At 67.6% G+C, this 25,746-nt stretch carries 24 protein-coding genes; 19 read left to right on the top strand and 5 right to left on the bottom strand.

Going from position 1 to position 25,746, the window contains the following annotated elements:
- Positions 1-2 precede the first annotated feature (2 nt).
- From recR to ALI44B_RS13765, 5 genes are all read left to right on the top strand, one after another.
- Positions 3-599 (top strand): recombination mediator RecR, encoded by a 597-nt coding sequence (gene recR, locus ALI44B_RS13745; RefSeq protein WP_077055146.1) that lies wholly within the window; start codon positions 3-5, stop codon positions 597-599.
- 144 nt (positions 600-743) lie between these two features.
- A complete protein-coding gene (locus ALI44B_RS13750; protein WP_077055147.1) occupies positions 744-2,009 on the top strand; it encodes an aspartate kinase in 1,266 nt (421 codons plus the stop codon).
- A gap of 102 nt (positions 2,010-2,111) precedes the next feature.
- On the top strand, positions 2,112-3,167 hold the full coding sequence (locus ALI44B_RS13755; RefSeq protein ID WP_077055148.1) for an aspartate-semialdehyde dehydrogenase: 1,056 nt from the start codon (positions 2,112-2,114) through the stop codon (positions 3,165-3,167).
- A gap of 14 nt (positions 3,168-3,181) precedes the next feature.
- Positions 3,182-4,834 carry a sensor histidine kinase gene (locus ALI44B_RS13760; RefSeq protein ID WP_077055149.1) on the top strand — a complete coding sequence of 551 codons (1,653 nt, stop codon included), beginning with the start codon at positions 3,182-3,184 and terminating at the stop codon, positions 4,832-4,834.
- 15 nt (positions 4,835-4,849) lie between these two features.
- On the top strand, positions 4,850-6,031 hold the full coding sequence (locus ALI44B_RS13765) for a diguanylate cyclase (protein WP_077055150.1): 1,182 nt from the start codon (positions 4,850-4,852) through the stop codon (positions 6,029-6,031).
- 39 nt (positions 6,032-6,070) lie between these two features.
- Here ALI44B_RS13765 and ALI44B_RS13770 read toward each other — a convergent pair whose 3' ends face one another.
- The gene (locus ALI44B_RS13770; protein WP_077055151.1) at positions 6,071-6,703 is read right to left on the bottom strand and encodes a hypothetical protein; all 633 of its coding nucleotides are present in this window, start codon (positions 6,701-6,703) and stop codon (positions 6,071-6,073) included.
- Positions 6,704-6,935: 232 nt separating this feature from the next.
- Between ALI44B_RS13770 and ALI44B_RS13775 the strand changes: the two genes are divergently transcribed.
- On the top strand, positions 6,936-8,426 hold the full coding sequence (locus ALI44B_RS13775) for a glycosyltransferase family 2 protein (RefSeq protein WP_238592214.1): 1,491 nt from the start codon (positions 6,936-6,938) through the stop codon (positions 8,424-8,426).
- Entirely contained in the window at positions 8,423-8,806 is a 384-nt protein-coding gene (locus ALI44B_RS13780; protein WP_077055152.1) for a hypothetical protein, read from the top strand. The genes ALI44B_RS13775 and ALI44B_RS13780 overlap by 4 nt, the downstream gene beginning before the upstream one ends.
- Positions 8,807-9,078: 272 nt before the next feature.
- Here ALI44B_RS13780 and ALI44B_RS13785 read toward each other — a convergent pair whose 3' ends face one another.
- On the bottom strand, positions 9,079-10,113 hold the full coding sequence (locus tag ALI44B_RS13785; RefSeq protein ID WP_083710040.1) for a response regulator: 1,035 nt from the start codon (positions 10,111-10,113) through the stop codon (positions 9,079-9,081).
- A gap of 95 nt (positions 10,114-10,208) precedes the next feature.
- The gene (locus tag ALI44B_RS13790) at positions 10,209-11,216 is read right to left on the bottom strand and encodes a glycoside hydrolase family 6 protein (RefSeq protein ID WP_077055153.1); all 1,008 of its coding nucleotides are present in this window, start codon (positions 11,214-11,216) and stop codon (positions 10,209-10,211) included.
- Positions 11,217-11,349: 133 nt separating this feature from the next.
- Between ALI44B_RS13790 and ALI44B_RS13795 the strand changes: the two genes are divergently transcribed.
- The 7 genes from ALI44B_RS13795 to ALI44B_RS16240 all read left to right on the top strand — a co-directional run bounded on the left by ALI44B_RS13795 (position 11,350) and on the right by ALI44B_RS16240 (position 17,266).
- A complete protein-coding gene (locus ALI44B_RS13795) occupies positions 11,350-12,066 on the top strand; it encodes an SGNH/GDSL hydrolase family protein (RefSeq protein WP_077055154.1) in 717 nt (238 codons plus the stop codon).
- 4 nt (positions 12,067-12,070) lie between these two features.
- On the top strand, positions 12,071-13,552 hold the full coding sequence (locus ALI44B_RS13800; RefSeq protein ID WP_077055155.1) for a malate:quinone oxidoreductase: 1,482 nt from the start codon (positions 12,071-12,073) through the stop codon (positions 13,550-13,552).
- A gap of 716 nt (positions 13,553-14,268) precedes the next feature.
- Positions 14,269-14,823: a hypothetical protein gene (locus ALI44B_RS16485; RefSeq protein ID WP_238592247.1), complete on the top strand. Its 555-nt coding sequence runs from the start codon at positions 14,269-14,271 to the stop codon at positions 14,821-14,823.
- 1 nt (position 14,824) lies between these two features.
- Complete coding sequence (locus tag ALI44B_RS16585) at positions 14,825-14,911, top strand: hypothetical protein (RefSeq protein ID WP_238592243.1); 87 nt, start codon at positions 14,825-14,827, stop codon at positions 14,909-14,911.
- Between the two features lie 123 nt (positions 14,912-15,034).
- On the top strand, positions 15,035-15,724 hold the full coding sequence (locus tag ALI44B_RS13820; protein WP_083710042.1) for a thymidine kinase: 690 nt from the start codon (positions 15,035-15,037) through the stop codon (positions 15,722-15,724).
- Positions 15,721-15,915, top strand: coding sequence for a hypothetical protein (locus ALI44B_RS13825; protein ID WP_077055158.1), 195 nt, complete (start codon positions 15,721-15,723; stop codon positions 15,913-15,915). The genes ALI44B_RS13820 and ALI44B_RS13825 overlap by 4 nt, the downstream gene beginning before the upstream one ends.
- A 262-nt stretch (positions 15,916-16,177) precedes the next feature.
- Positions 16,178-17,266 (top strand): hypothetical protein, encoded by a 1,089-nt coding sequence (locus ALI44B_RS16240; RefSeq protein WP_077055159.1) that lies wholly within the window; start codon positions 16,178-16,180, stop codon positions 17,264-17,266.
- A 94-nt stretch (positions 17,267-17,360) separates the two neighbouring features.
- On the opposite strand, the gene ALI44B_RS13835 is transcribed toward ALI44B_RS16240, so the two are convergent.
- Complete coding sequence (locus tag ALI44B_RS13835; protein ID WP_077055160.1) at positions 17,361-18,413, bottom strand: ABC transporter ATP-binding protein; 1,053 nt, start codon at positions 18,411-18,413, stop codon at positions 17,361-17,363.
- Positions 18,410-19,444 (bottom strand): ABC transporter ATP-binding protein, encoded by a 1,035-nt coding sequence (locus ALI44B_RS13840; RefSeq protein ID WP_238592215.1) that lies wholly within the window; start codon positions 19,442-19,444, stop codon positions 18,410-18,412. The genes ALI44B_RS13835 and ALI44B_RS13840 overlap by 4 nt, the downstream gene beginning before the upstream one ends.
- A 177-nt stretch (positions 19,445-19,621) precedes the next feature.
- Between ALI44B_RS13840 and ALI44B_RS13845 the strand changes: the two genes are divergently transcribed.
- The 5 genes from ALI44B_RS13845 (at position 19,622) to ALI44B_RS13865 (ending at position 25,731) form a co-directional block, all read left to right on the top strand.
- Positions 19,622-20,830 (top strand): dipeptidase, encoded by a 1,209-nt coding sequence (locus ALI44B_RS13845; RefSeq protein WP_077055161.1) that lies wholly within the window; start codon positions 19,622-19,624, stop codon positions 20,828-20,830.
- Positions 20,831-22,447 carry an ABC transporter substrate-binding protein gene (locus ALI44B_RS13850; RefSeq protein WP_077055162.1) on the top strand — a complete coding sequence of 539 codons (1,617 nt, stop codon included), beginning with the start codon at positions 20,831-20,833 and terminating at the stop codon, positions 22,445-22,447.
- 97 nt (positions 22,448-22,544) lie between these two features.
- Positions 22,545-23,507, top strand: a complete 963-nt coding sequence (locus tag ALI44B_RS13855; protein WP_077055163.1) for an ABC transporter permease — start codon at positions 22,545-22,547, stop codon at positions 23,505-23,507.
- 20 nt (positions 23,508-23,527) lie between these two features.
- Complete coding sequence (locus ALI44B_RS13860) at positions 23,528-24,523, top strand: ABC transporter permease (RefSeq protein WP_083710045.1); 996 nt, start codon at positions 23,528-23,530, stop codon at positions 24,521-24,523.
- A 2-nt stretch (positions 24,524-24,525) separates the two neighbouring features.
- Positions 24,526-25,731, top strand: a complete 1,206-nt coding sequence (locus tag ALI44B_RS13865) for a M24 family metallopeptidase (protein ID WP_077055164.1) — start codon at positions 24,526-24,528, stop codon at positions 25,729-25,731.
- Positions 25,732-25,746 lie beyond the last annotated feature (15 nt).

Genomic DNA, 25,746 nt, shown 5'->3' on the forward strand with positions numbered 1-25,746 from the left:
CAATGTACGAAGGAATCGTTCAAGAACTCATCGACGAATTCGGGCGCCTGCCCGGCATCGGCCCGAAGTCGGCGCAACGCATCGCGTTCCACATCGTGCAGACCGAGACATTCGACGTGGCCCACCTCGCCGAACTCCTCACCGTCGTGCGCGACAAAGTGCACTTCTGCGTCATCTGCGGAAACGTCGCCGAACAAGAAACCTGCTCCATCTGCCGCGACCCCCGCCGCGACCTCAGCCTCATCTGCGTCGTCGAAGAAGCCAAAGACGTCGTCGCCATCGAACGCACCCGCGAATTCCGCGGCCGCTACCACGTGCTCGGCGGCGCCATCAGCCCCATCGACGGCATCGGTCCCGACGACCTCCGCATCCGCCAACTCATGCAACGCCTCGCCGACGACACCGTCACCGAGGTCATCATCGCCACCGACCCCAACCTCGAAGGCGAAGCGACCGCCACCTACCTGTCCCGCCTGCTCAGCCCCCTCGGCATGCGCATCACGCGCCTCGCCTCCGGACTGCCCGTCGGCGGCGACCTCGAATACGCCGACGAAGTCACCCTCGGCCGTGCGTTCGAAGGCCGCACCGTCGTCAAATAGGCCCGCAGACCACGGATGCCGTGAGGCTTCCGTCAGGGAACGCGGCCCGGGCGTGAGGGTCGCCGACACATTGACGAAGCGACATGTCGCCGCCCCTACAATGGTGATTCGGGCCCCGGCCCCACGCCCCCACAGGAGAACCACGTGAGCCTCATCGTGCAGAAGTTCGGCGGATCATCCGTCGCCGACGCCGAAAGCATCAAACGCGTCGCCAAGCGGATCGTCGAAACGCGCCGCGCCGGGAACGACGTCGTCGTCGCCGTCTCTGCAATGGGAGACACCACCGACGAACTGCTCGACCTCGCCCACCAGGTGACGCCCCTGCCCGAGCCGCGCGAACTCGACATGCTGCTCTCGAGCGGCGAACGCATCAGCATGGCCCTGCTCGCCATGGCCATCAAGAGCATGGGCTACGACGCCCGCTCCTTCACCGGCAGCCAGGCCGGCATGATCACCGACGCGCAACACGGTGCCGCGCGCATCGTCGACGTCACACCCGTGCGCCTGCGCGAAGCTCTCGACGAAGGCTCCATCGTCATCGTCGCCGGGTTCCAGGGCTTCAACCGCGACACGCGCGACATCACCACGCTCGGCCGCGGCGGCTCCGACACCACCGCCGTCGCCCTCGCCGCCGCCCTCGGGGCCGACGTCTGTGAGATCTACACCGACGTCGACGGCATCTTCACCATGGACCCGCGCGTCGTGCCGCGCGCCCGCAAGATCCAGACCATCACGAGCGAAGAGATGCTCGAACTCGCAGCGGCCGGCGCCAAAGTGCTCTACATCCGCGCCGTGGAGTACGCTCGACGCCACGGTGTCACCCTGCACGTGCGGTCGTCGTTCAACAACAACGAGGGAACCCTCGTCATCAACCCGAAAGAAGGCGAACAGGTGGAACAGCCCATCGTCACCGGCATCGCGACCGACCTGTCCGAGGCCAAGATCACGGTCGTCGGCGTTCCCGACGTCCCCGGCAAGGCCGCCCAGATCTTCAAGATCGTCGCCAAAACCAACGCCAACGTCGACATGATCGTGCAAAACGTGTCCGCCGCCGCGACCGGCCTCACCGATATCTCGTTCACGCTGCCGAAGTCCGAAGCTCAGGCAGTGCTCAAGGCCCTGCAAGCCGACCAAGGCGAAGTCGGGTTCCTCGGCCTGCAGCACGACGACCAGATCGGCAAGCTCGCCCTCGTCGGTGCCGGCATGCGCACCAACACGGGCGTCTCGGCCAAACTCTTCGAGGCCCTGCACCTCGCCTCCATCAACATCGAGATGATCTCGACCTCCGAGATCCGCATCAGCGTCGTCACGCGCGCCGACAGCGTCAACGACGCCGCGCGCGTGCTGCACGCCGCCTTCGACCTCGACGCCGACGAAGAAGCCATCGTCTACGCGGGCACCGGTCGCTAAACAGCGCCGCCCGCAGGACAACCAGCACGGCCAGCAGAGCCAGCACCACCGCACGCGCACCACCCGGAGCACCCCACTCCCCGAACAAGCGAGGTCCCCGCCATGGCAACAGGAGTACACGTCGGCATCGTCGGCGCCACCGGACAGGTCGGACGCGTCATGCGCGAACTGCTCGAGGAGCGCGGGTTCCCGCTCGCCAGCATCCGCTTCTTCGCCACCGCGCGCTCGGCCGGCAGCACCATCCGCTTCGCGGGCGAGGACATCGTCGTCGAAGACGTCGCCACGGCCGACCCGTCGGGCCTCGACATCGCCCTGTTCTCGGCCGGCGCCACCGGTTCGCGCGCCCACGCCCCCCGCTTCGCCGAGGCCGGAGCCACCGTCATCGACAACTCGAGCGCCTGGCGCATGGACCCCGAGGTGCCCCTCGTCGTCAGCGAGGTCAACCCGCACGCCATCGACCAGGCCGTCAAGGGCATCATCGCCAACCCCAACTGCACCACCATGGCCGCCATGCCCGTGCTCAAGGTGCTCGACGCCGAAGCCGGCCTGCAGCGCCTCATCGTCTCCACCTACCAGGCCGTCTCGGGCTCCGGGCTGGCGGGCGCCGAAGAATTGGCCACCCAGATCCGTGTGGCCACGGCATCCCCCAACCTGCTGGGTCTCGTGCACGACGGCCGCGCGGTCGAGCTGCCCGAACCCGTCAAATACGTGCGCCCCATCGCCTTCGACGTCATCCCGTTCGCCGGCAACCTCGTCGAAGACGGCGAGAACGAGACCGACGAAGAGAAGAAGCTGCGCAACGAGAGCCGCAAGATTCTCGAGCTGCCCGAACTGCTCGTGTCGGGCACGTGCGTGCGCGTCCCCGTCTTCACGGGCCACTCGCTGTCGATCAACGTCGAGTTCGAGCGCGAGCTCACGCCCGAGCGCGCCACCGAACTGCTGTCGGATGCCCCGGGCGTGCAGCTCAGCGATGTGCCGACGCCGCTCGAGGCCGCCGGCCAGGACCCGTCGTTCGTCGGGCGCATCCGAGCCGACCAGAGTGCCCCGAAGGGCCGCGGCCTGGCGCTGTTCATCAGCAACGACAACCTGCGCAAGGGTGCCGCCCTCAACGCCGTCCAGATCGCCGAACTCATCGCCACACGCGTCGCCGCCGTCTGAGCTAGTCTCATGCAATGACCACTTCCGCCGAGCCCGTCGAGGAGTTGGCCGGGCAACGCGAGAGGCTCGAGAGAAACGTCTTCCTGACGCAGCTGCTGCTATCGGTGGCGGTGCTGATCCTCGTCTGCGTCGTCATCGTGCTGAACCCGCAGACGGCCTCGTCGCCGCTGTTCCTCATCGGCACGGGCATCGTCTTCGTCTCGACGGTGCTCTCGGCGGTCATCCCCTGGGGTGTGGTGCCGCGGGCCTTCGTCATCGTGCTGCCCCTGCTCGACCTGCTGGCGCTCGGCTTCCTGCGCGAGGGTGAACCCGCCCTCGGGGCCTCCCTCTTCATGGTCTTCCCGATCATCTGGATGTCCACCTACTTCGGCTTCACAGCCGCGGTCCTGGGGCCGCTCCTCGCATCCATCTACCTCTGGATGTCGGCCGCACTCAGCCCCGGAGACCTCGAGGTCGACGACCTGCCGCGGCTTCTCGTGCTGCCGATCACGTTCTTCTTCGTGTCGACCACGGCCTACCTCACGGCCAAACGCTCGCGCGCCCAACGCACGCTGCTGCGCCAGCAGGCCCTCCTGCTCGAGGAAGCGCTCTCCCGCGCCCGCCGCGACAAGCGCACGCTCGACGAGGTGCTCAATGCCGTCAACTTCGGTGTCGTGGGCTTCGACGACGTGGGCCGCGTCACGATCTCGAACGAGCCCTACCGGCGCCTCCTCGACCAATACGGCGCGCTCGAGGGAACCTCGTTCATCTCCAACCTCTACGACGAGGACCGCACCACGCCGCTCACCCACGAGCAGCGTCCGTCGACGCGCGCCATGCACGGCGAGACCTTCGACAACGTCACGGTCTGGATGGCCTCGCCCGACAGTCCCTCGACGGCGCACTCGTTCTCGGGCCGCCAGCTCGTCACCGACACGGGCGAACGCGACGGCTCGGTCATCGTCTCGCGCGATGTGACGACCGAGCTGAAGGCCATCAAGGCCCGCGACGACCTGGTTGCCTCGGTGTCGCACGAACTGCGAACGCCGCTCACCTCCATCCTGGGCTATCTCGAATTAGTGCTCGACTCGGAGAGCGTCGATGAAGACTCCCGCGCGATGATCGAGGTCGCGCTCAACAACGCCGACCGCATGCTCGCGCTCGTCGCCGACCTGCTCACAACGGCCGCCGACTCCGAACATCTCTACCTCCTCACGTTCAGCCGCACGGACCTGAACCAGGTCGTCGAGCAATCACTCGAGGGCCTGCGCCCCGCGGCCTCCGAACGCGGCATCACGCTCGAAACCGTCGCCGACCCGGGCATCGTGCTGCAGGCCGACGGCTTCCGCCTGCGCCAGGTGATCGACAACCTGGTATCGAACGCCATCAAATACAACACCGAGAACGGCATCGTCATGGTGAGCATCTCCGAGACCGACGACACCGTCACCCTGCGCGTCGCCGACACGGGCATCGGCATGTCGGCCGAAGAGCAGAAGGGTCTGTTCGAGAAGTTCTATCGCGCCGACTCGGTGCGGCAGTCGAGCGTGCACGGAACGGGCCTCGGGCTCAACATCACCCGCAACATCATCGAACAACACAACGGCCAGGTCCAGGTCGAAAGCATCCCGGGAGAGGGCACGACCATCATCGTCACGCTGCCCCGCCAGGCTGTCCTGGGCGCCTGAGCGCGAAAGGCCCTCATGAATCTCGATCTCAACACGCTGCTGATCGTCAACGGCCTCGTCGTCGTGCTGTGCGGTGTGTCCTTCGTGCTCAACACCGCGCTGCGCCGCAACGACCCGGTCGGCCGCCTCTGGTCGATCGCCTTCGTCATGGGCATGCTCACGGCGCTCAGCTACGCGGTGTGGGGCACGGTGCCGGATGCCTGGTGGGCCGTGGCCATCGGCAACGCCTCGTTCGTCACCTCCCTCGGGGCCATGTGGTCGGGCGCGCGTGTCTTCAACGGCCGCCGCTCCTGGTTCTTCATCGTCGGGATCGCCGCCATCCTCGTCGCCGCCAACGTGGTCGTCTACGGTCCGAGCGGCGGCGACTGGGCGGGCGGCGAGGCGCAGCTCGGGGGAGTGGCCCTCTTCGCGGCGCTCGCCGGCATCGAGACGCTGCGCGGTCGCCTGAACGACAAGATCAACGCGCGCATCCTCTCGGCCGTGCTCTGGACGGTTGCCGTCTTCTTCGGCGCCCGCCTCCTCGTCTTCGTGACGCTGGGCCCGCTGAGCGACGTCTTCCAGACCTACTTCAACACCCTCATCTCGACGTTTATCGCGACCCTGCTGACGCTGTCGGCCGCGCTCTCGATGTCCATTCTGCGCACCGAATGGTCGGCGCAGCGCCCGGGCGACGCCTCAGGCCGCGGTCGCGGAACCCCGAACGAGGCCCAGTTCTCGATGGGCGTGCTGAGCGACGGAGCCTTCGCCCGCGGCGCCGAGGACCGCGTCGAGCGCGCACGCCTGCAGAAGCAGCCCATCGCCATGATCGGCGCCGAGGTCGACAACCTCACCGACCTGAACAACGCGTTCAGTCGCTCGCTCGGCGACCAGGCCATCGCTCGGTTCGCGGCGGCGCTGCGCGAACAGGCGCCGCTGTCGGCCATCATCGGTCACAACGGCGGTGGCCGCTTCACGATCCTCGCGATCATCAACCACGAGCGCGAGGTGCAGCCCCTCATCGAGCGCGTACAGACGGCGCTGGTCGACCAGCCGCTCGACCGCGTGACCGGCATCCGCATCTCGGCCAGCTTCGGCGTCGCGACGACGACGCGCGGCCCCGCCGACTACGCCACGCTCAGCGAGCAGGTGCAGACGGCTCTGCGCGCGGCACGGGCGGCCGGCGGCAACCGATCGCAGTCCTTCGCCGCCCTGCGCTGAGCGACCCCGCGCTGCGCGAGCTACGCCGCGCGAACCGACCTACGGCGCGATAGCGATCGTCAGCGTGTCGGTCGCCGTCTGCTTCGCGTACTCGGTCGACGTGGGCGTCGTCTGCAGCAGCAGCTCATACGTGAACGACAGCGTGACCTCGGTGGCCGCGGCATCCACGGCCGGCAGCACGAAGGTCTGGCTGTAGCTGTAGGGCGACTTCACGAGATACCCCGGCGCCACGGATGCCTGGTCGCTCAGCGCGCCCGGCGCGGGAAGCGACACGCCACCCTTGCCCTGCACCGACGTGGTCACGCTCACGCGCGACAGGAAGATGTCCTGGCCGTCGTCGTCCGTGGCGAGGGCGGCCGTGAGCGAGAAGCTGATGGGCTTGTTGGCCCCGGCCCGCCACTCGTTCATCATGAGCGTCGAGAAGTAGTCGACCGTGATGTTGATGTTGCCGGCGCCGAGGTTGCGCTTGGTGCTGCCCGCCGCGAGGTCGTTCTGAATCGTCTCGATCGTGGGAACGGGCGTGGGCGTGGGGATGGCGACGGCGGTCGGCGTGGCCGAGGGCGATGCCGAGGGGGTGCGCCCCGTCATCCACGGCGGCGTGCCGCACGCGGTCAGCGACGCCACCACGACGGCGGCGAGTGCGGTGCTGACGAGTCGTCGGCGCAACGGCATGGGGTCCCCCCGGGAGGTATGAGCTGGTCTCGGGTTTCGGGCCCCGACCGGAGCTGAGCAAATCTTGAGCAAGTCTTGACGCGATCCTAGCTGATCCCAGCGCAAACCCTGTGGTGGGCCGTGGAGACTCTAATCAGCACCCCGAAGTGCCACGGAAACACCAGCACGAACCCCAGACTTCAGCTCGACCCGCTCAGCATCTATCCAACCCTCACAACGAATGGAGTAGGCAATGTCCAACCCGACACCCGAGAAGGCATTGCCAGAGCCCATCATGGCAACGAACGAGAACCCCTACGTCTCTTCCCGCGTCGAAATCGACCCCGACCTCGAGGCCTACGCCGCCGACTTCATGGAGTCGGTCGAAGCGCTGCCCACCTACAAGCCGACCATCGGATGCATCATCCCGGCCTACAACGAGGCCGAGTCGATCGCGTCGGTGCTGGATTCGCTGCTCAACCAGACACGCATCCCCGACGTCATCCACGTGATCGTCAACAACACGACCGACGACACCGTCGAGATCGCCAGCCACTACGCCGGCCCGCACACCCGCGGCCAGGGCGAGGGCATGCAGTCCACCGAGATCTACGTTCACGATATCGGCGAGAACAAGGACAAGAAGGTCGGCGCCCTGAACTACGGCTTCTCGCTCGTCGAGGGCTGCGACTACCTGCTCGGTGTCGACGGCGACACCACGGCCGAGCCCATCGCTGTCGAACAGCTCGAAGCCGAGATCGCCTCGGACAGCCGCATCGGCGGCATCTCGGCGATCTACTCGATCGACGACAGCGACATGAAGGGTGTCATCCCCTCGTTCCTGATCGCCGGCCAGCGCGCCCAGTTCGCCGCCTTCAACATGCAGAACATGCTGAAGGGCCGCAACATGGCCGTGCTCGGCGGCCAGTTCTCGATCTTCTCGGTCAAGACGCTGCGCGAGGTCATGGTCGACAACCACCAGGCCACCCCGTGGGTCAAGGACTCCGAGGTCGAGGACTCGCTCCTCTCGCTGCAGATCAAGAGCGCCGGCTACCTCACCAAGATCAGCGCCCAGTCCCGCGCCAACGTCGGCGGCATGACCACCCTGCGCGGCCTCGACGCCCAGCAGGTGAAATGGAACTTCGGCGCCATCGAGCTCATGTGGCCCGGCCAGCGCGGCGACACCAAGGGCCAGCCGTTCCACCCCAACCTGCGCCTGCGCTGGTTCGAACACTTCTCCATGCTGATCAACATGTTCAGCCGCCTGCTCTTCGTCACGCTGCTCGTCGCGTCGCTCTCGATCAGCGCCTTCGTCTTCAGCCCCATCTGGCTCATCCCGCCGATCACGGCCATGGCGCTCAACCTGCGTGTAGCCCTGTCGATGAAGAACCGGAACGCCAAGGACATCCTGTTCGCGGTGCTGTTCTTCCCAGCCGAGATCTACATGATCGTGCGCCTCGGACACTTCGTCCGCGCCTGGACCAAGTTCGCCAGCCGCAAGCAGGTCGACAACTGGGCCGCCCAGGCCAAAGCCGAGCGCGGTGCCGGACAGGCCTACCTCGTGCCCCTCGTCGTCGCGGTCGCGATCTTCGCGGTACTGGTCTTCACCTGGTTCCAGCTCTCAGTAGTCGTGCAGTCGACCGTGCTGTGGATCGGCTGGCCTATCCTGGGCGTCATCACCGTGCTGCAGACCCTCAGCATGTTCACCAAATTGATCCGTCGTCAGCGAGGCTACAAGGTTTGATCCAGACCAGATACATCGAACACCACCGCTACTCGCGGCTCCTCGACCACCTGTCGGGGGATGCCGCGAGTCAGCGGCGCTTCGTCCTCGACTTCGTGAGTCTGTGGACACCGCGCACCGAACGCCTGCAACAGGCCCTCGCCACCAACAACCTGCAAGACGCGGATGTCGTGCTCCTCTCCATCCGCTCCTCCTCCACCATGATCGGCGCGATGATGCTCGAGGCCGCGGCCGGACTCATCCACTCGGCCGTGAAACGCCGCGACGTGGCCGGGGCCGAGAAGCACCTGGCCCGCCTGCACGAGCTGGGCGGCCTGACCTGCGCCGAACTGCTCTGGATTCTCGAGCACCCCGAGCCCGCCGGCACGAGCGCCTCCTAGGCTCCATCGCACCACCTGCAGCACCGCTTCACCGCTTCACCGCTTCACCGCTTCACCGCACCACACCCGTCCCGGATGACTTCAGCCTCCGCCGCGGAACCGCCTCCCTTTTCTCCCCGCTCCTCCCGTTCGCCCCTCGCGACTCCGCCAGATTCGCCGCCGCTCCCGCCGAGCAGTATTCGTCGTACCCGCCGCCGCATCCCGCGCCGTTCTCGGGCACAAAAAAGCCCCGCCAGGAGCGGGGCTTCGTCGTGTAATTCGTCGTCGGGCGATCAGGCCTCGATCGCCGCCAGGCGGTAACCGACACCGCGCACAGTCTCGATCCAGCGCGGCGACGTGATGCTGTCGCCGAGCTTGCGCCGCAGGTTTCCCATGTGCACCTCGACGACGCGCTTGTCGGCCTCGTTGATGTAATAGGCCGTGACGTAGCTCTCGCCGCGCAGCAGCAGCGCCAGGTCGGCCTTCGAGCGCACGCGCCGGTTCGATTCCATGAGCGCGTGGATGAGGTCGAACTCGCTGCGCGTGAGGTCCACTTCTTTTCCGTCGTGCTCGACGATGCGCATCTCGGGGTGCAGGCGCAGCCCGTTGTGGGTCAGCCATCCCTCGGTCTGCTGATGGGCGGCGGATGCGGGAGCGGCCGCGCCGTCGTTCGCGCCGGGTGCTGCGGGCACACCGCCCGTGGGCGTTGCGGCGGGCGCAGTGCTGGCGGGTGAAGCCGAGGGGTCTGCCGGCGTGAACGTGGCAGGCGCCGACGCGGCGGGCTCGGCGGGGGAGTAGTTGACGGGAGCCGGGGCGGCGGGCGTGTGGGTCGTCTGCTCGGGCGGGGCGCTCACGGGCGTGATGACGCCGGGCGCCGCGGGAGCACTGGGCTCGGACCCGAAGGGCTGCACGGCCACGGCGTCGGCGCTGCCGAGGGGGGAACCGGCCGCGCGCGGGCGGCGCAGCATGGCCTCGATGCGGGCGCGCAGTTCGCGCGGGCGGAAAGGTTTGGTGAGGTAGTCGTCGGCGCCGGCCTCAAGCCCCTGCAGTGTGTCGATCTCTTCGTTCATGGCTGTGAGCATGACGATGTAGGTCGACGAGAAGGCGCGGATGCGGCGGGCGGCCTCGAAACCGTCGATGCCCGGAAGGCTCACGTCGAGCGTGGTGACGATGGGGTCGTAGGCGCGGACGGCCTGGACGCCATCCAGCCCGTTGCCGGTCGAAACGGTCTCGAAGCCGGCCTGCGTGAGCACGGTCTCGAGCAGGTGCCGGATGTCCGGGTCGTCTTCGATTATGACGGCGACGCGCCGTTCCCCCTGAGTCATCATCAGGCCGATGCTACCAATGGAGAAGTGCTAAAACGCATAATTCCTCGGTTCAAACGATAAACGGGTTCATTTTGCCCCCCGAGCGGGTGGCGCGGTCACCATCCGGCGTTGCGCGTGAGCTCGAGTGCCGACGTCGGCCACCACGCTCCCGCGATCGGACCGCCGTTGCACTGCCCGTCGCTCTCGCCCGGCGCCTTGATCCAGAGGTTGGCGTCGTGGTGGCTGCCGTCGGTCACGATGCCGGGCGTGACTCCGAGAGCGCGGCCGCTCGGGTTGCACCAGTCGCCGTTCGACCCGTTGCCGTTGCGCGACGTGTCGATCACGTAGTGACTGTTGCCCGTGAGCTGTGAGAGCTTCTCGGCATAAGCGTGTTCGAGGTCATCCGCGTTGTAGTTCGAGACGTTGCTGGCGAAACCGCGCGCCTCGCCGATGCCCGCGTCGTTCAGCAGCTTGGCCATGTCTTCGGCGCTGCGCCAGGTGGAGTGCCCGCCGTCGAGGTAGATGGTGGCCTCGGCCTCGTGCAGGATGTCGACGGCCGACCGCACTTCGCCCACGCGCTGCGCCTCGTTGTTGCACTGCTGGGCGAGAGCGAGGGCATCCGGTTCGACGATGTAGATCGGGGATCGCTCGGATTCGGGCGAACTCTCCTGGCCGGCGGTCGCGATCTCGCCGACCCAGGCATAGTAGTCCTCGGTGCTCGACAGCCCTCCGGAGGACTCGTTGCCGCAGTCGCGGTTGGGCACGCCGTAGACGACGAAGACCGGCAGGCGGCCCGTGCGGAACGCGTCGTCGGTGACCTGCCGCACGTAGGTGCCCACCTCGCCGCGGGGGTACTCCTCGGGCGTCAGCCAGATGGCCGCCGGGGTGTCGGCCAGGCGCTGGTAGAGGGCGGCGTTGACGGCCTGGCCCGCGCGCGTCGCATCCTGAGCGGCGTTGGCCGCAAGTGAGTCGGGGTCGGCATACAGGCTCACGTCGGTGAACGGGTTGCGGTCGGGCGGCGGCGCGAGGAACACGATGGCGAACACACTCCCAATGGCGAGCAGCGGCGCGAAGATGATCGCCAGCGTCGCCGTGAGGCGTCGGCGTTTCGGGGCAGCGCCCACGGTGTCCTCGCGATTCTTTCGGGGCCTGAAGTGTGCATAACTCTATCCCCCGAAACGAGGCGGACTCGGCGAGATCGTGTCCCCAGTTTGTGCCGTGCGCAATCCGGCATGTCGCCCGCGCCGAACAAGAGATATGACCAAGCCTCACTCCGCGCGTTCGCGCTTCCGCCGCTGGGGCGCTGTGCTCGCCGCCGTCGTCGCCGTGCCGCTCGCGCTCGCCGCATGCACACCGGGCGGCGGGGATGCGGCGGGCCCGACATCCACCGTGCCCGCCCCCGATCTGCCGGCCGACGCCCCGGTCGTCGCGTTCTACGGCGACTCCTACACACTCGGAACGGGCGCGACGGATGCCGCCAACCGCTGGTCGACGGTCATCTGTCGCGAGAACGGTTGGCGCGAGGTGAACCCGAGCGTCAACGGCCTCGGCTTCGTCAACAACCGCACGCCCGATGTGGACCTCGTCGAGCAGGTCATCGACGCCGACCCCGACATCGTGTTCGTGACGATGGGTTTGAACGACAATTTCTCGTATGACAGCCGGGCGGATGACATCCATGCGGCCATCGACCGGGACATCGACGCGTTGCACGGCGCGCTGCCCGACGCGCGCCTCATCGTGGTCGAACCGTTCTGGTACACCGACGACCGCCCCGAATCGCTCGACGTGATCAGCGGCTGGGTCGAAGATGCGGCGAAACACGCCGATGCGGACTACATTCCCGGCGCCTCGCACTGGATCGAGGGACACCCCGAATGGATGGCCGGCGACGGCCTGCACCCCAACGACGAGGGCTACGCCGAGATGGCCGATCGCATGCGTGAAGAGCTCGCGAAACTCGGCATAAGCTAGGGGAATGACCGATAATAAGCCGGTTGACGTCGTCCTCATCGGCGGCGGCATCATGAGTGCCACCCTCGCCGTTCTGCTCAAGCAATTGCAGCCCGATTGGACCATCGAGGTCTTCGAGCGACTGGGCGACGTCGCCCTCGAATCATCCAACCCGTGGAACAACGCGGGAACGGGCCATGCGGCCCTGTGCGAGCTGAACTACATGCCCCAGGGGGCCGACGGTGAAGTCGACCCGGGCAAGGCCATCAGCATCAACGAGCAGTTCCAGCTGAGCCGCCAGTTCTGGGCGCACCTCGTGCGTGAAGGCCAGCTGGGCGACCCGTCGTCGTTCATCAACACGGCCCCGCACATGACCTTCGTGCGCGGCGAACGCGACGTCGAGTACTTGAAGAAGCGGTATGAGTCGCTGAAAGACCAGCCGCTCTTCGGGGACATCGAATACTCCGAAGACAGCCGCGTCATCAATAAATGGGCGCCGCTGCTCATGCGCAAACGCCGCGCGGGCGAGCCCTTCGCGGCCACGCGCGTGCACACGGGCACCGACGTCGACTTCGGCGCGCTCACGCACAAACTCTTCGACGCGGCCGTCGCCGACGGCGGCGTGGGCCTCAACCTCAACTTCGAGGTGCGCGGGCTCAAGAAGCACAAAGACGGCACGTGGGGCATCCGCTTCCGCGACCTCGTGGGCCGCACGCCCGGCACCGTCAACGCGCGCTTCGTCTTCGTGGGCGCGGGCGGCTGGGCGCTCAAGCTGCTGCAGAAATCGGGCATCCCCGAGGTCAAGGGCTACGGCGTCTTCCCCATCTCGGGCCAGTTCCTGCGCACCGACAACCCCAAGGTCGTCGCCGAGCACACCGCCAAGGTCTACAGCCAGGCCGCCGTCGGCGCGCCGCCCATGTCGGTGCCGCACCTCGACACGCGCGTGGTCGACGGCCAGGCCAGCCTGCTGTTCGGCCCGTACGCCGGGTTCAGCCCCAAGTTCTTGAAGAACGGCTCGATCACCGACCTCGTCACGCAGGTGCGCCCGCACAACCTGGTGCCCATGCTGGCGGTCGCGAAGGACAACCCGTCGCTGTTGAAGTACCTCATCGGCGAGCTGCTGGCCTCGCGCGCCAAGAAGTTCGACGCGCTGCGCGAGTTCATGCCGACGGCCCGCGAAGAGGATTGGTACCTGATCACGGCCGGCCAGCGCGCCCAGGTCATGAAGAAGGACGCGAAGAAGGGCGGCGTGCTGCAGTTCGGCACCGAGGTCATCGCGGCGGCCGACGGATCGATCGCGGGTCTCCTGGGTGCCTCGCCCGGCGCCTCGACGGCCGTTCCCATCATGCTGGATGTCCTGAAGCGCTGCTTCCCCGACGAGCTCGCCTCGTGGGAGCCCCGCATCCGCGAGATGATCCCGACCTATGGCGAGACCCTGAACGGCGACCCCGAGAAAGCGCGCGCCGTGATGGCGTCGACGGCCGAGGCGTTGAAGATCGCCGACTGACGCGAGCATTCCTCCGCGCGACTGAGCGCGGAACTCGAGGCGGTATCCGGTTGAGGCCGGGTGCCGCCTCTTCGTGTCCGCGGCCGTGTGGTTCGACCGGGAGTGCGATCGGGCCGGGCGCTGTCGGGCGGGCATCCTTCTTGCTAGCATTGATATATCAATGTATCGATGAGAGGGATCTGTATGTCTGTCGAAAACACAAAGAGGGCGACCGCCCTGCGGCTCGGAGCCGTTGGCATTCTGCTGGGGGCGGCGATTGCGGCCCCGGCGCTCAGTGCGGCCCTGGCGGCCGAGCCGTCGGCCGCCGAGAAGATCAGCGAGTCAGAGGCTCGCTTCACGCTGCCGGGCGACGTGACGGCGACCATGTCGCTCGCCGGTGGTTCGCGCACGTTCGGCGCGGTCGGCGTGCTCAATCTCGGCAACTCGACGGCGGGCATGTACAGCCCCCAGATCGACCCCGATCAGACGCAGTCCATCAGGATCGACGTTCCGACGAGCTGCCGGCGGGGCCAGACCTGCAACGACGGCCAGATCATCCTGAGCTTCAGCAAACCGGTCACAGGGTTGTCCGTGCATATTGCCGAGTTCGGTGGCGGGAATGGGGCCGACGGCTGGAAGCTGGTGTCGTCGATCCCCGCCGGCGCCGCGATGAGCCCGTCGAGCGGAAATACGTTCCTCGACGATGGCGACGGTTTCCTGCGGGGAACATCGACCGGATGCTCGACGAGCACCGGTGGCTGCGGCTCCCTGGTCATCGCGAGCGACAAGCCCGTGACGGAGCTTCGATTCGACGCGCGCACGACCGGGACGAAGATCCTGGGCGGGGGCGGGATCGATGGCTACAACGTCTCGGTGAGCGCGGCGGCGGTGCCTACTCCTACTCCTACTCCTACTCCTACTCCTACTCCTACTCCTACTCCGACTCCTACGCCGACTCCGACGACGACTCCGACGCCTACGCCTACGCCTACTCCTACTCCTACTCCGACTCCGACTCCGACTCCGACGCCGACGCCTACGCCGACGCCGACGCCGACGCCGACGCCTACGCCTACGCCTACGCCTACGCCTACGCCTACGCCTACGCCGACGCCGACTCCGACTCCGACTCCGACTCCGACGCCGACTCCTACGCCGACGCCGACTCCCACGCCCACCCCGACTCCCACGCCCACCCCGACCGCAACCCCCACGCCGACTCCGGCAGCCGCCATCGTTCCCGAGAAGCCGAAGCCGACCCCGGCAGCGCTCCCGTCGACCGGCGCGGGTGACGTGTCGCTCGTCGCGGGTGGTGCCGCGGTGCTCGCGCTCGCCGGCGCGGTCATCGCCGTGACGCGTCGAGTGCGACGCGGCCGCTAGTACGACGCGCACGAACATCCCGTCACGCGCGCACGGTGACCGGATGACCACGGAGGCCCGGACGAGATCGATCGCCCGGGCCTCCCGTCGTGCGCCGGGCGTGCCGCCTACTAGGCTTTCCGCGTGGCAAAACTCTACTTCCGCTACGGCGCGATGAACTCGGGCAAGTCGACGGCCCTCCTGCAGGCGGCCTACAACTATGAGGAGCGCGGTCACAGCGTGCTGCTCGCGAAGCCCGCCGTCGACACGAAGGGTGACCGCCACATCCAGAGTCGCCTGGGCGTCGCGCGCGAGGTCGACTACGTCATCACGGGTGCCGACGACTCCTACGACCTCTTCCAGCGCCATCGCGCCGAGCGGTTGGCCGCCGACAAGCTCGACGTCAGCTGCCTGCTGGTCGACGAGGCCCAATTCTTGACGGATGCTCAGGTGGACGGGCTGTTGCGCATCGCCTTGCTTGAGGGCATCCCGGTTCTGGCCTACGGCATCCGCACCGATTTCCTGACCGTGGCCTTTCCCGGCAGCCGGCGGTTGCTCGAGGTGGCCCACAGCCTCGAAGAGCTGAAGACGATCTGCCGGTGCGGCCGCAAGGCCATCTTCAATGGGCGGCTCATCGGCGACCGCTTCACGTTCGACGGCGCGCAGGTGGCCATCGACGGCGAAGAGGTCGCCTACGAATCGCTGTGCGGTGTGTGTTATCTGCAGGAGTCGGGCGGCGTTCTGGGCACGGGGCGCACAGACGCCTCGGCTCGGGGCACCGACCGCGGCGCTGATCTCGGCGCTGTCGCCGACGTCGATGGATCGCGCGCGTGAGTGGTGCGGGTCGCCGACCTTTCATCGGCACGATCTTGTGCGGGGTGGCCGCGGTGATCTTCGCGAGCCTCGCGGCGCTCGCTTTCACCGGGGGAGACGCGGGAACCGGCGTACTCTATCTCGTTCTGACCGCGCTCTGGGTGGGCATGGCGGCGGTTCTGCAGCGCCGTCGAGGTAGCCGGCGCCGTTAGCGCCGGACGGTTCTGCACAACCGGATGTCGCCGCCTTTCTCCACGGATGCGTGCGACACGCCGCTTTCTGCCACGCGATGTGAGTCGTTTGTTTCTGTCACTCGCACGGGTGCCGCCCGTCTGAGGGCCGTAATCCCGCCGCACTGCGCCTGTTGATCGCGGCGCGACGCGAAGCATCGTCGATTTAGCGCGCGCTGGCGGCGGTCGGTGGGTCGATGGATTTGCCATTCTGGAATTCCACTCAACGATCAAGGGATGCACAATGCAGCTGTCTTACTCGTCCACCCCAGCCGCGCGCCCCGCGCGCACGCGCCGGCGCTCAGCCGGCCTCCTGTCCGCCGCCGTCGCGGCCGGCGTCGCGTTCGCCGTTGCGGGAGCACCGGCCGCCTTCGCCGAAGACACCACGTCGGTCACGATCAACTCCGCGACCTCGGCCACCCTCGGGCTGTCCTCCGGCGCCACCGCCAACCTCACCTTCTCGGGCTCGGCCGACCGCTACTTCATGACAGAGGCGCCCCAGGACCAGTTCTCCTACCTCGGCACGGCCGATCAGTACGCGTTGGACGGGCCGTTCGCATCCGCCCTCGGCGCCAAGGCGCAGACGCTGACCGACTGCCCGGGTGACACGACGACCTGTGCGCCCGGCCGCCTCGTCATCGAGCTGAGCGAACCCATGACCGACGTCAAGGTGCACCTCTCCGATCTCGGATCCCGCGGGCCCATCATCACCGGCCAGCCCACGGCCTTCTTCAGCGACGCGTACCGCCTGGTGTCGTCGCAGCCGTCGGGCGCCACCGTGAAGCCGTCCTCGGGCGCCTCCTTCACCACCGATGCGTCGGGCGCCGTGTGGGGTCTGAACAGCCCGTGCAACGAGACCCCGGGCGCCGGATGCGGTTCGCTCATCGTCTCGTCGCCGACGCCCATCACGCGGCTCGAGTTCGAGGTCGCGCTGCGCACCGTGTCCCCGGTCGCGAGCGACAGCAACGACAACACCATCATCTCCGTCTCGGGAACGCCCGTGCCGAAGCCGACCCCCACGCCCACGCCGACCCCGACGGCTCCGCAGCCGACGACGCCGGCGACCCCCGTGGTGACGCCGACTGCTCCCGCCACCCCGACGGCCGGCCCGACGCCGGTCGCACCGGTACCGTCGGCGTCGGTGACGCCCACGACGACCCCAGCCGTCGTCGTCCCCGGTAAGCCTGTCGGCGCCAAGCCCGCGGGCTCGGGCCTGGCTAATACGGGAGCCGAGGCATCCGTGTTGCCGATCGCCGCCGGCTCGGCGCTCCTGGCCGGTCTCGCGTTCGTCGGAACCGCCGCGTTCCGCCGCCGCCGCGCCAACCGTGCATAGGCAAGAACGGGGCATGACCCCGTGACAGAAGGGCGTCGGATGACATCATCCGGCGCCCTTCTCGCGTTCAGCTTGCAGCCCGAGCTGTCGCGGCTCAGCCGGCCGCCGAAAACTCCGCTACCGCCCGCTCGGCGTGGTGGCACGCCACCGTGCGCGGGGCGCCAACGGGGAACTCGCGCCGCAGCGGCACGTCGGTGCGGCATTCGTCGGTCGCCAGCCAGCACCTCGGGTTGAAGCGGCATCCGGTGGGCGGGTTTACGGGCGACGGCGGCTCGCCCTGCAAAACGCGCCGGCGAGCAAGGCGACCCCGGTCGGCGCGATCGAGCGTGGGCGAGGCCGACAGCAGGGCCTGCGTGTAGGGATGCGAGGGCTGGTCATAGATCGTGGCCGTGTCACCCTCTTCGGCGATGCGCCCGAGGTACATGACGGCCACGCGGTCGGCGATGTGGCGCACCACCGAGAGGTCGTGCGCGATGAACAGGATCGAGACGCCCAGCCGGGTCTGCAGATCGCCCAGCAGGTTGATCACCTGCGCCTGCACCGACACGTCGAGCGCCGAGACGGGTTCGTCGCACACGAGCACGTCGGGGTCGAGCGCCAGCGCCCGCGCGATGCCGATGCGCTGCCGCTGGCCACCCGAGAACTGGTGCGGAAAACGGCTCATCATGCTGGGCGCGAGCCCCACGAGTTCGAGCAGCTCGGCCACGCGTTCGCGGCGCGAGGCGGCCGTGCCCGTGCGGGTGGCGGCGAGGGGCTCGGCGATCAGATCGGCCACGGTCATGCGCGGGTCGAGCGATGTGTAGGGGTCTTGGAAGATCATCTGCACGCCGCGCCGCAGCAGCCGCCGGTCGCGCACGCGCCCCGCCGTCACGTCGTCGCCGTGGTAGCGCAGGGTGCCGCCATCCGGTTTCTCGAGGCCCACGAGCATGCGCGCGAGCGTGGATTTGCCGCAGCCCGATTCGCCCACGATGCCGAGCGTTTCGCCGGCCCGCAGCGTCAGGCTCACGCCATCCACGGCCGAGACGTGGCGGGGTTTCAGGCGGCTGCCGCCCGAGAACGTGCGCACCAGATCGGATGCCTCGAGCACGACTTCTGGCTCGGTGCGCGTCGGCCCGAGCTCGATGAGGGGTGATGAGGTGTCGCTCATGACAGGGCTCCCGTCAGCAGTTCGTCGCTCCGGTGGCAGGCGGCCGCACGGCCCGGTGCCACGTCGGCGAGGGGTGGTCGGGTGGTGCGGCACACGTCGACCGCGAAGAGGCAGCGCGTGTGGAACGAGCATCCGGTCGGCACCTGGCCGGGGCTCGGCGGCGACCCGGGAATGGTGAGCAAACGCCCGCCGCGCAGGCTCGCCTGCGGCACCGAACGCAGCAGGGCCTCGGTGTAGGGGTGCGCGGGCCGAGCCAGCACGGTGTCGGCGTCGCCGCGTTCGACGACGCGCCCCGCATACATGACGGCCAGGCGGTCGGCGACCTCGGTGACGACGCCCAGGTCGTGCGTGATCAAGAGGATGCCCATGCCGAGCTCCGAGCGCAACCGGTCGAGCAGGTCGAGGATCTGCGCCTGCACCGTGACGTCGAGGGCCGTGGTCGGCTCGTCGGCGATGAGCAGTTCGGGTTCGAGTGCGATGGCCATGGCGATGAGGATGCGCTGGCGCATACCGCCCGAGAACTGGTGGGGGTAATCATCCACGCGCTGCTGCGGTGCCGGGATGCCCACGAGCCCGAGCAGCTCGACCGCCGACGCCTTGGCCTGTTTGCGCGTGGCGCCGCGGTGCACGCGGAAGAGTTCGCCGATCTGGTCGCCGATCGAGAGCACGGGGTTGAGGGCCGAGAGCGCGTCCTGCAGCACGAGGCTCATGCGCTCGCCGCGCAACCGGCGCCGTTGCTCGGGCGTGATGGCGAGCAGGTCGGTGTCGCCGAGGCGCAGCGTGTCGGCACTGACGCGCGTGTGCTCGTCGACGAGGCCCATGATGGCGCGCGCCGTGACCGATTTGCCCGAACCCGATTCGCCGAGCAGGGCCACGACCTCACCGCGGCGGATGTCGAGGCCCACGTCGCGCACGGCCGGAATGTCGTCGGGGCCGCCCGTGAAACTGACGCTCAGCCCGTCGACGCGCAGGACGACGGGTGGGGCGAGCGTCGCCCGAGCCGTTGATGCGTTGTTCTCTGAGATGTCCACAAATTCATAATGTCACGGGAAAAGCGCCGAAATGTTTCAAATTGGTAAACACTGCGCCGGATATCTTCGATTTTATTGACACCAGCGCCGGTCGTAACCGACAGTGGGGTCTACCACGCCGAGAACAGTCGGTGCACCACGCCGCTTGCGGCACCGCAATCGTTAGGAGAACCACGCGTGCTTGAACCCTCTGAGCGCTACACCGGCTACACCGCCTACGACTACCTCGAAGCCGGCAAGGACTACCGCCACTTCGATTACGCCAAGCAGATCGGGCGTGTGCCCGAATACACCGGCCTCGACCTGTCCGACGCCGAGAAGGAACGCACGACGAAGCTGTTGCGCGAAGAGACCGTCATCTCGCTGCACGACCACGTGCAGGTGTTCCCCGAAGACATGACGCAGCTGCGCGACCACATCCGCCAGGGCCGCGAACCCACGGGCTACGAGGGCCTCTCGCGTTCGGGCATCACGGCCGTCTTCGACAACGGCATGGACGGCACGTGCTGCATCTCGAGCGACGCCGGCTGGAAGTACCAGGACGTGCTCTTCGACCTCGGCGTGCGCATGGCCGACCTCGCGCACCAGGACTTCGTCATCAAGGGCGAGACCATCAAGGACATCGAGTACGCCGCCGCGACGGGCCGCATCGCCCACGTGTTCGCGCTCGAGGCATCCACCATGATCGAGAACGAGGTCGACCGGCTCGACGTGCTCTACGGTTTCGGCGTGCGCCAGATGGGTATCGCGTACTCCGAGGCCAACACGCTCGGCTCGGGCCTGAAGGAACGCGGCGACGGCGGCCTGACCTACTTCGGCGAGCGCGCCGTCGAGCGCATGAACAAGCTCGGCATCGCCATCGACGTGTCCCACTCGGGCGATGTCACGGCCGTCGACGCCATCAAGGCCTCGAAGAAGCCCGTCTTCATCACGCACGCCGGCGCCCGCGCCGTCTGGCCCACCAACCGCATGAAGACCGACGAGACCATCGTCGAATGCGCCAAGCGTGGCGGTGTGATCGGCCTCGAAGCCGCACCCCACACGACGCTGTCGCCGAAGCATCCCCGCCACTCGATCGAGTCGGTCATGGATCACTTCGAGTACTGCGTCGACCTCGTCGGCCTCGAGCACGTGAGCTTCGGGCCCGACACGCTGTTCGGCGACCACGTCGGACTGCACGATGCCTTCAGCTCCAACCTGTCCCTCGGGCAGGCCCACGGCGCTGTCGAATACGAGAAGGTCGCCTATGTCGACGGTCTCGAGAACCCGGCCGAAGAGTTCTTCAACATCATCGGCTGGTTGGTCAAACACGGTTATTCCGATGACGAAATCCGCGCCGTCGTCGGTGGAAACACTCTGCGGGTACTGAAGGAGGTTTGGGTCTAAATGAAAAAAACTACGCGAATCGCCGCGGTGGCCGCCCTGGCCGCATCGGCACTCGCACTCAGCGCGTGCGCCCCGAGCGCCCCGCCAGAAGCCGGCGGGGGAGAGGCGACGGCGTCGAGCGAGACGCTCACCATCGCCACCACCACCGACGTCGTGAACTACAACCCGCTCATCGGCAACAGCCGCAGCGACTACTGGATCACGAACCTGATGTACCCCCACCTGTTGTCGATCGCCGACGACGGAACGAAGGAAGCCCAGGTGGCGACCAAGTGGGGTTATGTCGACGAGACCACGGGTTACTACGAGATCCGCGACGACCTGTCGTGGTCCGACGGCGAGAAGCTGACGGCCGAAGACGTGGCCTGGACCATGAACGCCGTCAAGCAGGACCAGCCCTCCGGCACGTTCTACGGTCAGCTCGCCAACTTCGAGTCGGCCGAAGCCGTCTCTGACACGCGCGTCGAGATCACACTCACGCAGCCCGACTCCTCGATCGTCGAAGAGATCGGCTTCTGGGGCAACGTGGTGCCGCAGCACGTCTTCGAGAAGGCCGACTCGGTCGCGAACTTCCCGAACGACGGCAGCGACGGCGGCTGGGTCTCGGCCGGTCCCTACGTGCTCACCGACGTGCAGGTCGGCCAGAGCTATTCGATGGACCGCGTCGACGACTACCCGCTCATCGAGGGTGGCACCCCGTCATCCGCCAAGGTCGTCTACCGCGTGTTCCCCGACATCAACACCGAGATCCTGGCGCTGCAGTCGGGCGAGGTGGATGTCATCGCCAACGCGCTGCCCCCGGCGCAGGTGAAGACGCTGCAGAACACGCCCGGCATCGAGGTGGAGGAGTCGGTGGGTCTCGGTTATGCCCACATGACCTACAACATGACGAAGCCCGACCTGGCCAAGGTCGAGGTGCGTCAGGCCCTCGCGCACGCCGTGGACTACGACGCTATTCGCAAGGTCGTGCTGCAGGATCAGGCCGTGTCGACGGGTTCGAGCCCGCTCATGCCCGTGCTGGCCGACTACTACGACAAGTCGATCAAGGAATACAAGTTCGACACCGACCTGTCGCGTGAGCTCATGGAGAAGGCCGGCTACACGGCCGACGGTTCGGGCATGTTCCCCGTGTCGTTCCGCCTGATCTACTCGCTGCAGGACTCGGTGACGAGCCAGTGGGCCACCCTCGTCAAGGATTCGGCCGCGAAGGCCGGCATCACGATCGAGCTGCAGGGCACCGAGCGCAACACCTACCTGGCACAGACGAACGCCGGCGACTTCGACATCTATGCGGGCAACTTCGCCATCATGGATGACCCGGTCACCAACATGACGCTCGCCTACCTGCCCGACGGCGCCATCAACTACAGCTACGTCGACGACCCCGAGCTGAACGAACTCATCACGACCGCATCGGCCACCACCGATAAGGACGAGAAGATCAAGCTCATGCAAGAGGCCGCCGCCATCGTCAACGAGAACGTGTACGACAACATCATGTACACGCAGAACCTCTACTTCGCACACAGCGACAAGTGGACCGGGTTCGTCTCGAAGCCGAGTGAGCTGCTGTCGATCGTCAACCCGATCAGCGTGGCATCCGCTCACCTGAAGTAACGAGCAGAGCGGCATCCGCCCGAGCCCCCAACCGGGCGGATGCCGCCTCCCCGCGTTTTCTCACGCTCCACCTCTTCTCTGGAAAGGGCCGCGCCTCGTGTCTCTGTGGTCATTCGTCCTCCGCCGCTTCGGCCGAGGAATCCTCACGATCTGGTTCGCCGTGACCGTGACGTTCCTGCTGCTGCGCCTGCTGCCCGGCGACCCGGCGCTCGCCGTCGCCAGCCCGAACATGACCGACGAGGCCCGCGAGGCCCTGCTTACGCAATACGGCCTCAACCAGCCCCTCATCGTGCAATACGGCCTCTACCTCTGGCAGCTCGTGCAGGGCAACCTCGGCGTCTCGTTCACGCAGTCGATCCCCGTGCTCGACGTGCTCATGCAGCGCCTGCCCTGGACGCTCCTGCTCACCGGAACGGCCCTCGTCTTCACGGTCCTCGTGGGCGTGCCGCTCGGCGTCCTGGCCGCCGCCCGCCGCGGCACCGGCTGGGACCGCCTCGTGCAGATCGTCGGCGTCACAGGCCAGTCGCTCTTCGTTCCGAGCGTCGGCGTGCTGCTGCTCTTCACGTTCGGCCTCACGCTCGGATGGTTCCCCATCGGCGGCGCCTATACGAACGGCACCTACGGCGGCGAGTGGTATCTGAGCGTCATTCAGCACCTGGTGCTGCCGGCGACATCCCTCGTCTTGATCCAGCTCGGGTCGTATGTCTTGACCATGCGCTCGACCCTGATCGACGCCCTGGGCGAGGACTACACGACCCTGGCCCACGCCAACGGCATGCCGCCCCGCCGCGTGCTGTGGAAGCACGCGCTGCGCAACGCCCTCCTGCCCACCACGACGCTCATCGGGCTGCAGCTCGGATTCCTCGTGGGCGGCGCGGTGCTCACCGAGACCGTCTTCGCCTACCCGGGCATCGGCCGCGGCATCTTCGAGGCCGTCACGCAGCTCGACTTCCCCGTCCTGCAGGGAGCGTTCCTCATGTTGGCGCTCACGGTCGTGGTCATCAACATGCTCACCGACCTCGTCTACGGACTTCTCGACCCCCGGGTGAAAACCTCATGAGCGCGATGAAAGGCGAGCGGATGTCTTCTCCTACCGACTCTTCGACCGACACGGGCGCGGGCATCGACCCCGCCGAGACCGCCGCCGCGACCGAGCAGCCCGCGGACGCGAGCGAGAACGCGGAGCGCGATCGCGCCGCCGTCGCCTCGACCGGCGCGGAGCCTGTCGCCACGGAGAGCCTGCGCGCCAGCGCCGCAACGTGGCGGGCCTTCCGCAAAGAGCCCCTCGGCCTCGTCGCGCTCGCCGTCATGGCGGTCCTCGTGTTCGTGGCCGTCGCCGCGCCGTTGCTCGCCCCCTACCCGGGCAGCTACGGCGACACCGTGCTCGAGGGCCCGACCGGCGCGCACTGGTTCGGCACCGACTCGCTCGGCCGCGACGTCTTCGGCGAGGTCATCTGGGGCACGCAGCAGAGCCTGCTCGTGGCCGTGCTCGCGAGCCTCATCGCCATCGCCGTCGGCACGCTCGTCGCCGTCGTCGGCGCCTACTTCCGCAAGCTCGACGGCCCCATCTCGGTGCTGGTCGACCTCATGCTGTCGCTGCCCGTCCTGCCCCTCATGATCCTCATCGCGGCGCTCGTCGGTCCGTCGACCACCACGATCATCCTGGTCGTCGCCGCGTTCTCGTGGCCCGAGGTGACGCGCATCGTGCGCTCGCAGGCGCTGACGGTGGTCGGCCTGCCGTATGTCGACGCGGCGCGTTTGATGACGACATCCCCGGCCTGGATCATCACGAAACACATCATCCCGGCCGTGACACCTGTCATCGTCGTGTCGGTCGTCGTCACCGCCTCGCGCGCCGTGCTCTCGGCGGCCGGGCTCGCGTTCCTCGGTCTCGGCGACCCGAACACGTGGTCGTGGGGACGCATCCTCTATGAGGCGCAGCAGTCGGGCGCCATGTCGAGCGCCTGGTGGCTGACGCTGTTCCCCTCGCTCGCCATCCTCGCGCTCGTGCTGTCGGCCACGCTCCTGTCGATCGCCTACAACGACGCGCGCAACCCCAAGTCCCGCCGGAGGTAGACATGGTTTTCACACAACGCCTCGGCTCTGACTTCTTCGAGACCGTGCAGCGGGGCGTCATCGAGCGCCTGAAAGAGGCCGGGCTCGACGCCGTCGTGACGGCCGACCCCGAAGACGTGGCCTACCTCACGGGCTTCTTCCACCACCCGGGCGAGCGGCCAGTGGTCGTGTGGCTCGAGGCATCCGGTCGGTGCGTTCTGCTGCTGCCCGCGCTCGAGCGCGAGCACGCCGAAAGCCAATCCGCGCACGCCGAGCTCGTCGACTACCCCGAGTTTCCGGGCGTCGTGAGCCCGTGGGATGTCTTGGCCGAGCGGGTGCGGCCCGTTGCCGTCTCGTCATCCTCTGCCGCCCCGTCGTTCCGGGTCGGGCACTCGACCACCATCTCCTATGAGCGGCTCGTCGCGGCCACGCGGGCCTTCTCCTTCGCGGCGCTCGAACCCACCGATGTGATCCTGCGCTCACGTTTCATCAAGCAACCCGGCGAGATCGAGCTGCACCGCGAGGCCGCGCGCATCACCGACCGCATGCTCGACGCGGGAGTGCGCCTCGTGCGCGACGCCGTCGTGGCGGGCGGCCAGATGCCGAGTGAGGCCGAGCTGGCGGCGCACGTCGGGCGCATCGGCACGGGCATCATGTACGACGAGCACGCGGATGTCGTGGTGGGCTCGTTCCTGGCCGGCGGCCTCGTCTATTCGGGCGCCAACAGTTCGAAACCTCACGGGCTGCCCTCGAGTTATCGCCTGCGACCCGGAGACACCTTCATGTTGTCGCTCGGCTGCGCCGTGGGCGGACGTTTCGTCGAGGGGGAGCGCACGTTCGTGATGGGCGAGCCCACGGCATCCCAGATTCGCTATCACGACGCCATCTACGAGGCGCAGAAGCGCGGCCGCGAGACCATTCGGGCCGGGCTCGAGTGCCGCGAAGCCAACGAGCTGTGCCTCGACGTGATCCGCGACGCCGGGCTCGGGGAGTACATCCTGCACCGGCAGGGTCACGGCATCGGCCTCGGCATGCACGAGCCGCCGTGGCTCGAGGCGGGCGACGCCACGGTGCTCGAGGCTGGCATGGTCGTCTCAAACGAACCGGGCATCTATGTGACGGGGCACGCGGGCTACCGCATCTCGGACAGCATGCTCGTCACGGCCGAGGGCGCCGAACCCCTCACCTCCTTCCCGCGGCGGCTCGACGATTGCCTCATCGAGCTGTGATGGACACCGAACGCA

Origin of the sequence: Leifsonia sp. ALI-44-B (assembly GCF_001984125.1) — a bacterium.
GTDB lineage: Bacteria > Actinomycetota > Actinomycetes > Actinomycetales > Microbacteriaceae > Okibacterium.

Excerpts from the sequence above, each read along its gene's own strand:
- ALI44B_RS16240 (WP_077055159.1), top strand. The coding sequence starts at position 16,178 with ATGCAGCTGTCTTACTCGTCCACCCCAGCCGCGCGCCCCGCGCGCACG.
- ALI44B_RS13865 (WP_077055164.1), top strand. The coding sequence starts at position 24,526 with ATGGTTTTCACACAACGCCTCGGCTCTGACTTCTTCGAGACCGTGCAG.
- ALI44B_RS16485 (WP_238592247.1), top strand. The coding sequence starts at position 14,269 with ATGCTCGACGAGCACCGGTGGCTGCGGCTCCCTGGTCATCGCGAGCGA.
- ALI44B_RS13850 (WP_077055162.1), top strand. The coding sequence starts at position 20,831 with ATGAAAAAAACTACGCGAATCGCCGCGGTGGCCGCCCTGGCCGCATCG.
- recR (WP_077055146.1), top strand. The coding sequence starts at position 3 with ATGTACGAAGGAATCGTTCAAGAACTCATCGACGAATTCGGGCGCCTG.
- ALI44B_RS13770 (WP_077055151.1), bottom strand. The coding sequence starts at position 6,703 with ATGCCGTTGCGCCGACGACTCGTCAGCACCGCACTCGCCGCCGTCGTG.
- ALI44B_RS13835 (WP_077055160.1), bottom strand. The coding sequence starts at position 18,413 with ATGAGCGACACCTCATCACCCCTCATCGAGCTCGGGCCGACGCGCACC.
- ALI44B_RS13755 (WP_077055148.1), top strand. The coding sequence starts at position 2,112 with ATGGCAACAGGAGTACACGTCGGCATCGTCGGCGCCACCGGACAGGTC.
- ALI44B_RS13795 (WP_077055154.1), top strand. The coding sequence starts at position 11,350 with ATGACCAAGCCTCACTCCGCGCGTTCGCGCTTCCGCCGCTGGGGCGCT.
- ALI44B_RS13785 (WP_083710040.1), bottom strand. The coding sequence starts at position 10,113 with ATGATGACTCAGGGGGAACGGCGCGTCGCCGTCATAATCGAAGACGAC.
- ALI44B_RS13775 (WP_238592214.1), top strand. The coding sequence starts at position 6,936 with ATGTCCAACCCGACACCCGAGAAGGCATTGCCAGAGCCCATCATGGCA.
- ALI44B_RS13800 (WP_077055155.1), top strand. The coding sequence starts at position 12,071 with ATGACCGATAATAAGCCGGTTGACGTCGTCCTCATCGGCGGCGGCATC.
- ALI44B_RS13760 (WP_077055149.1), top strand. The coding sequence starts at position 3,182 with ATGACCACTTCCGCCGAGCCCGTCGAGGAGTTGGCCGGGCAACGCGAG.
- ALI44B_RS13765 (WP_077055150.1), top strand. The coding sequence starts at position 4,850 with ATGAATCTCGATCTCAACACGCTGCTGATCGTCAACGGCCTCGTCGTC.
- ALI44B_RS13860 (WP_083710045.1), top strand. The coding sequence starts at position 23,528 with ATGTCTTCTCCTACCGACTCTTCGACCGACACGGGCGCGGGCATCGAC.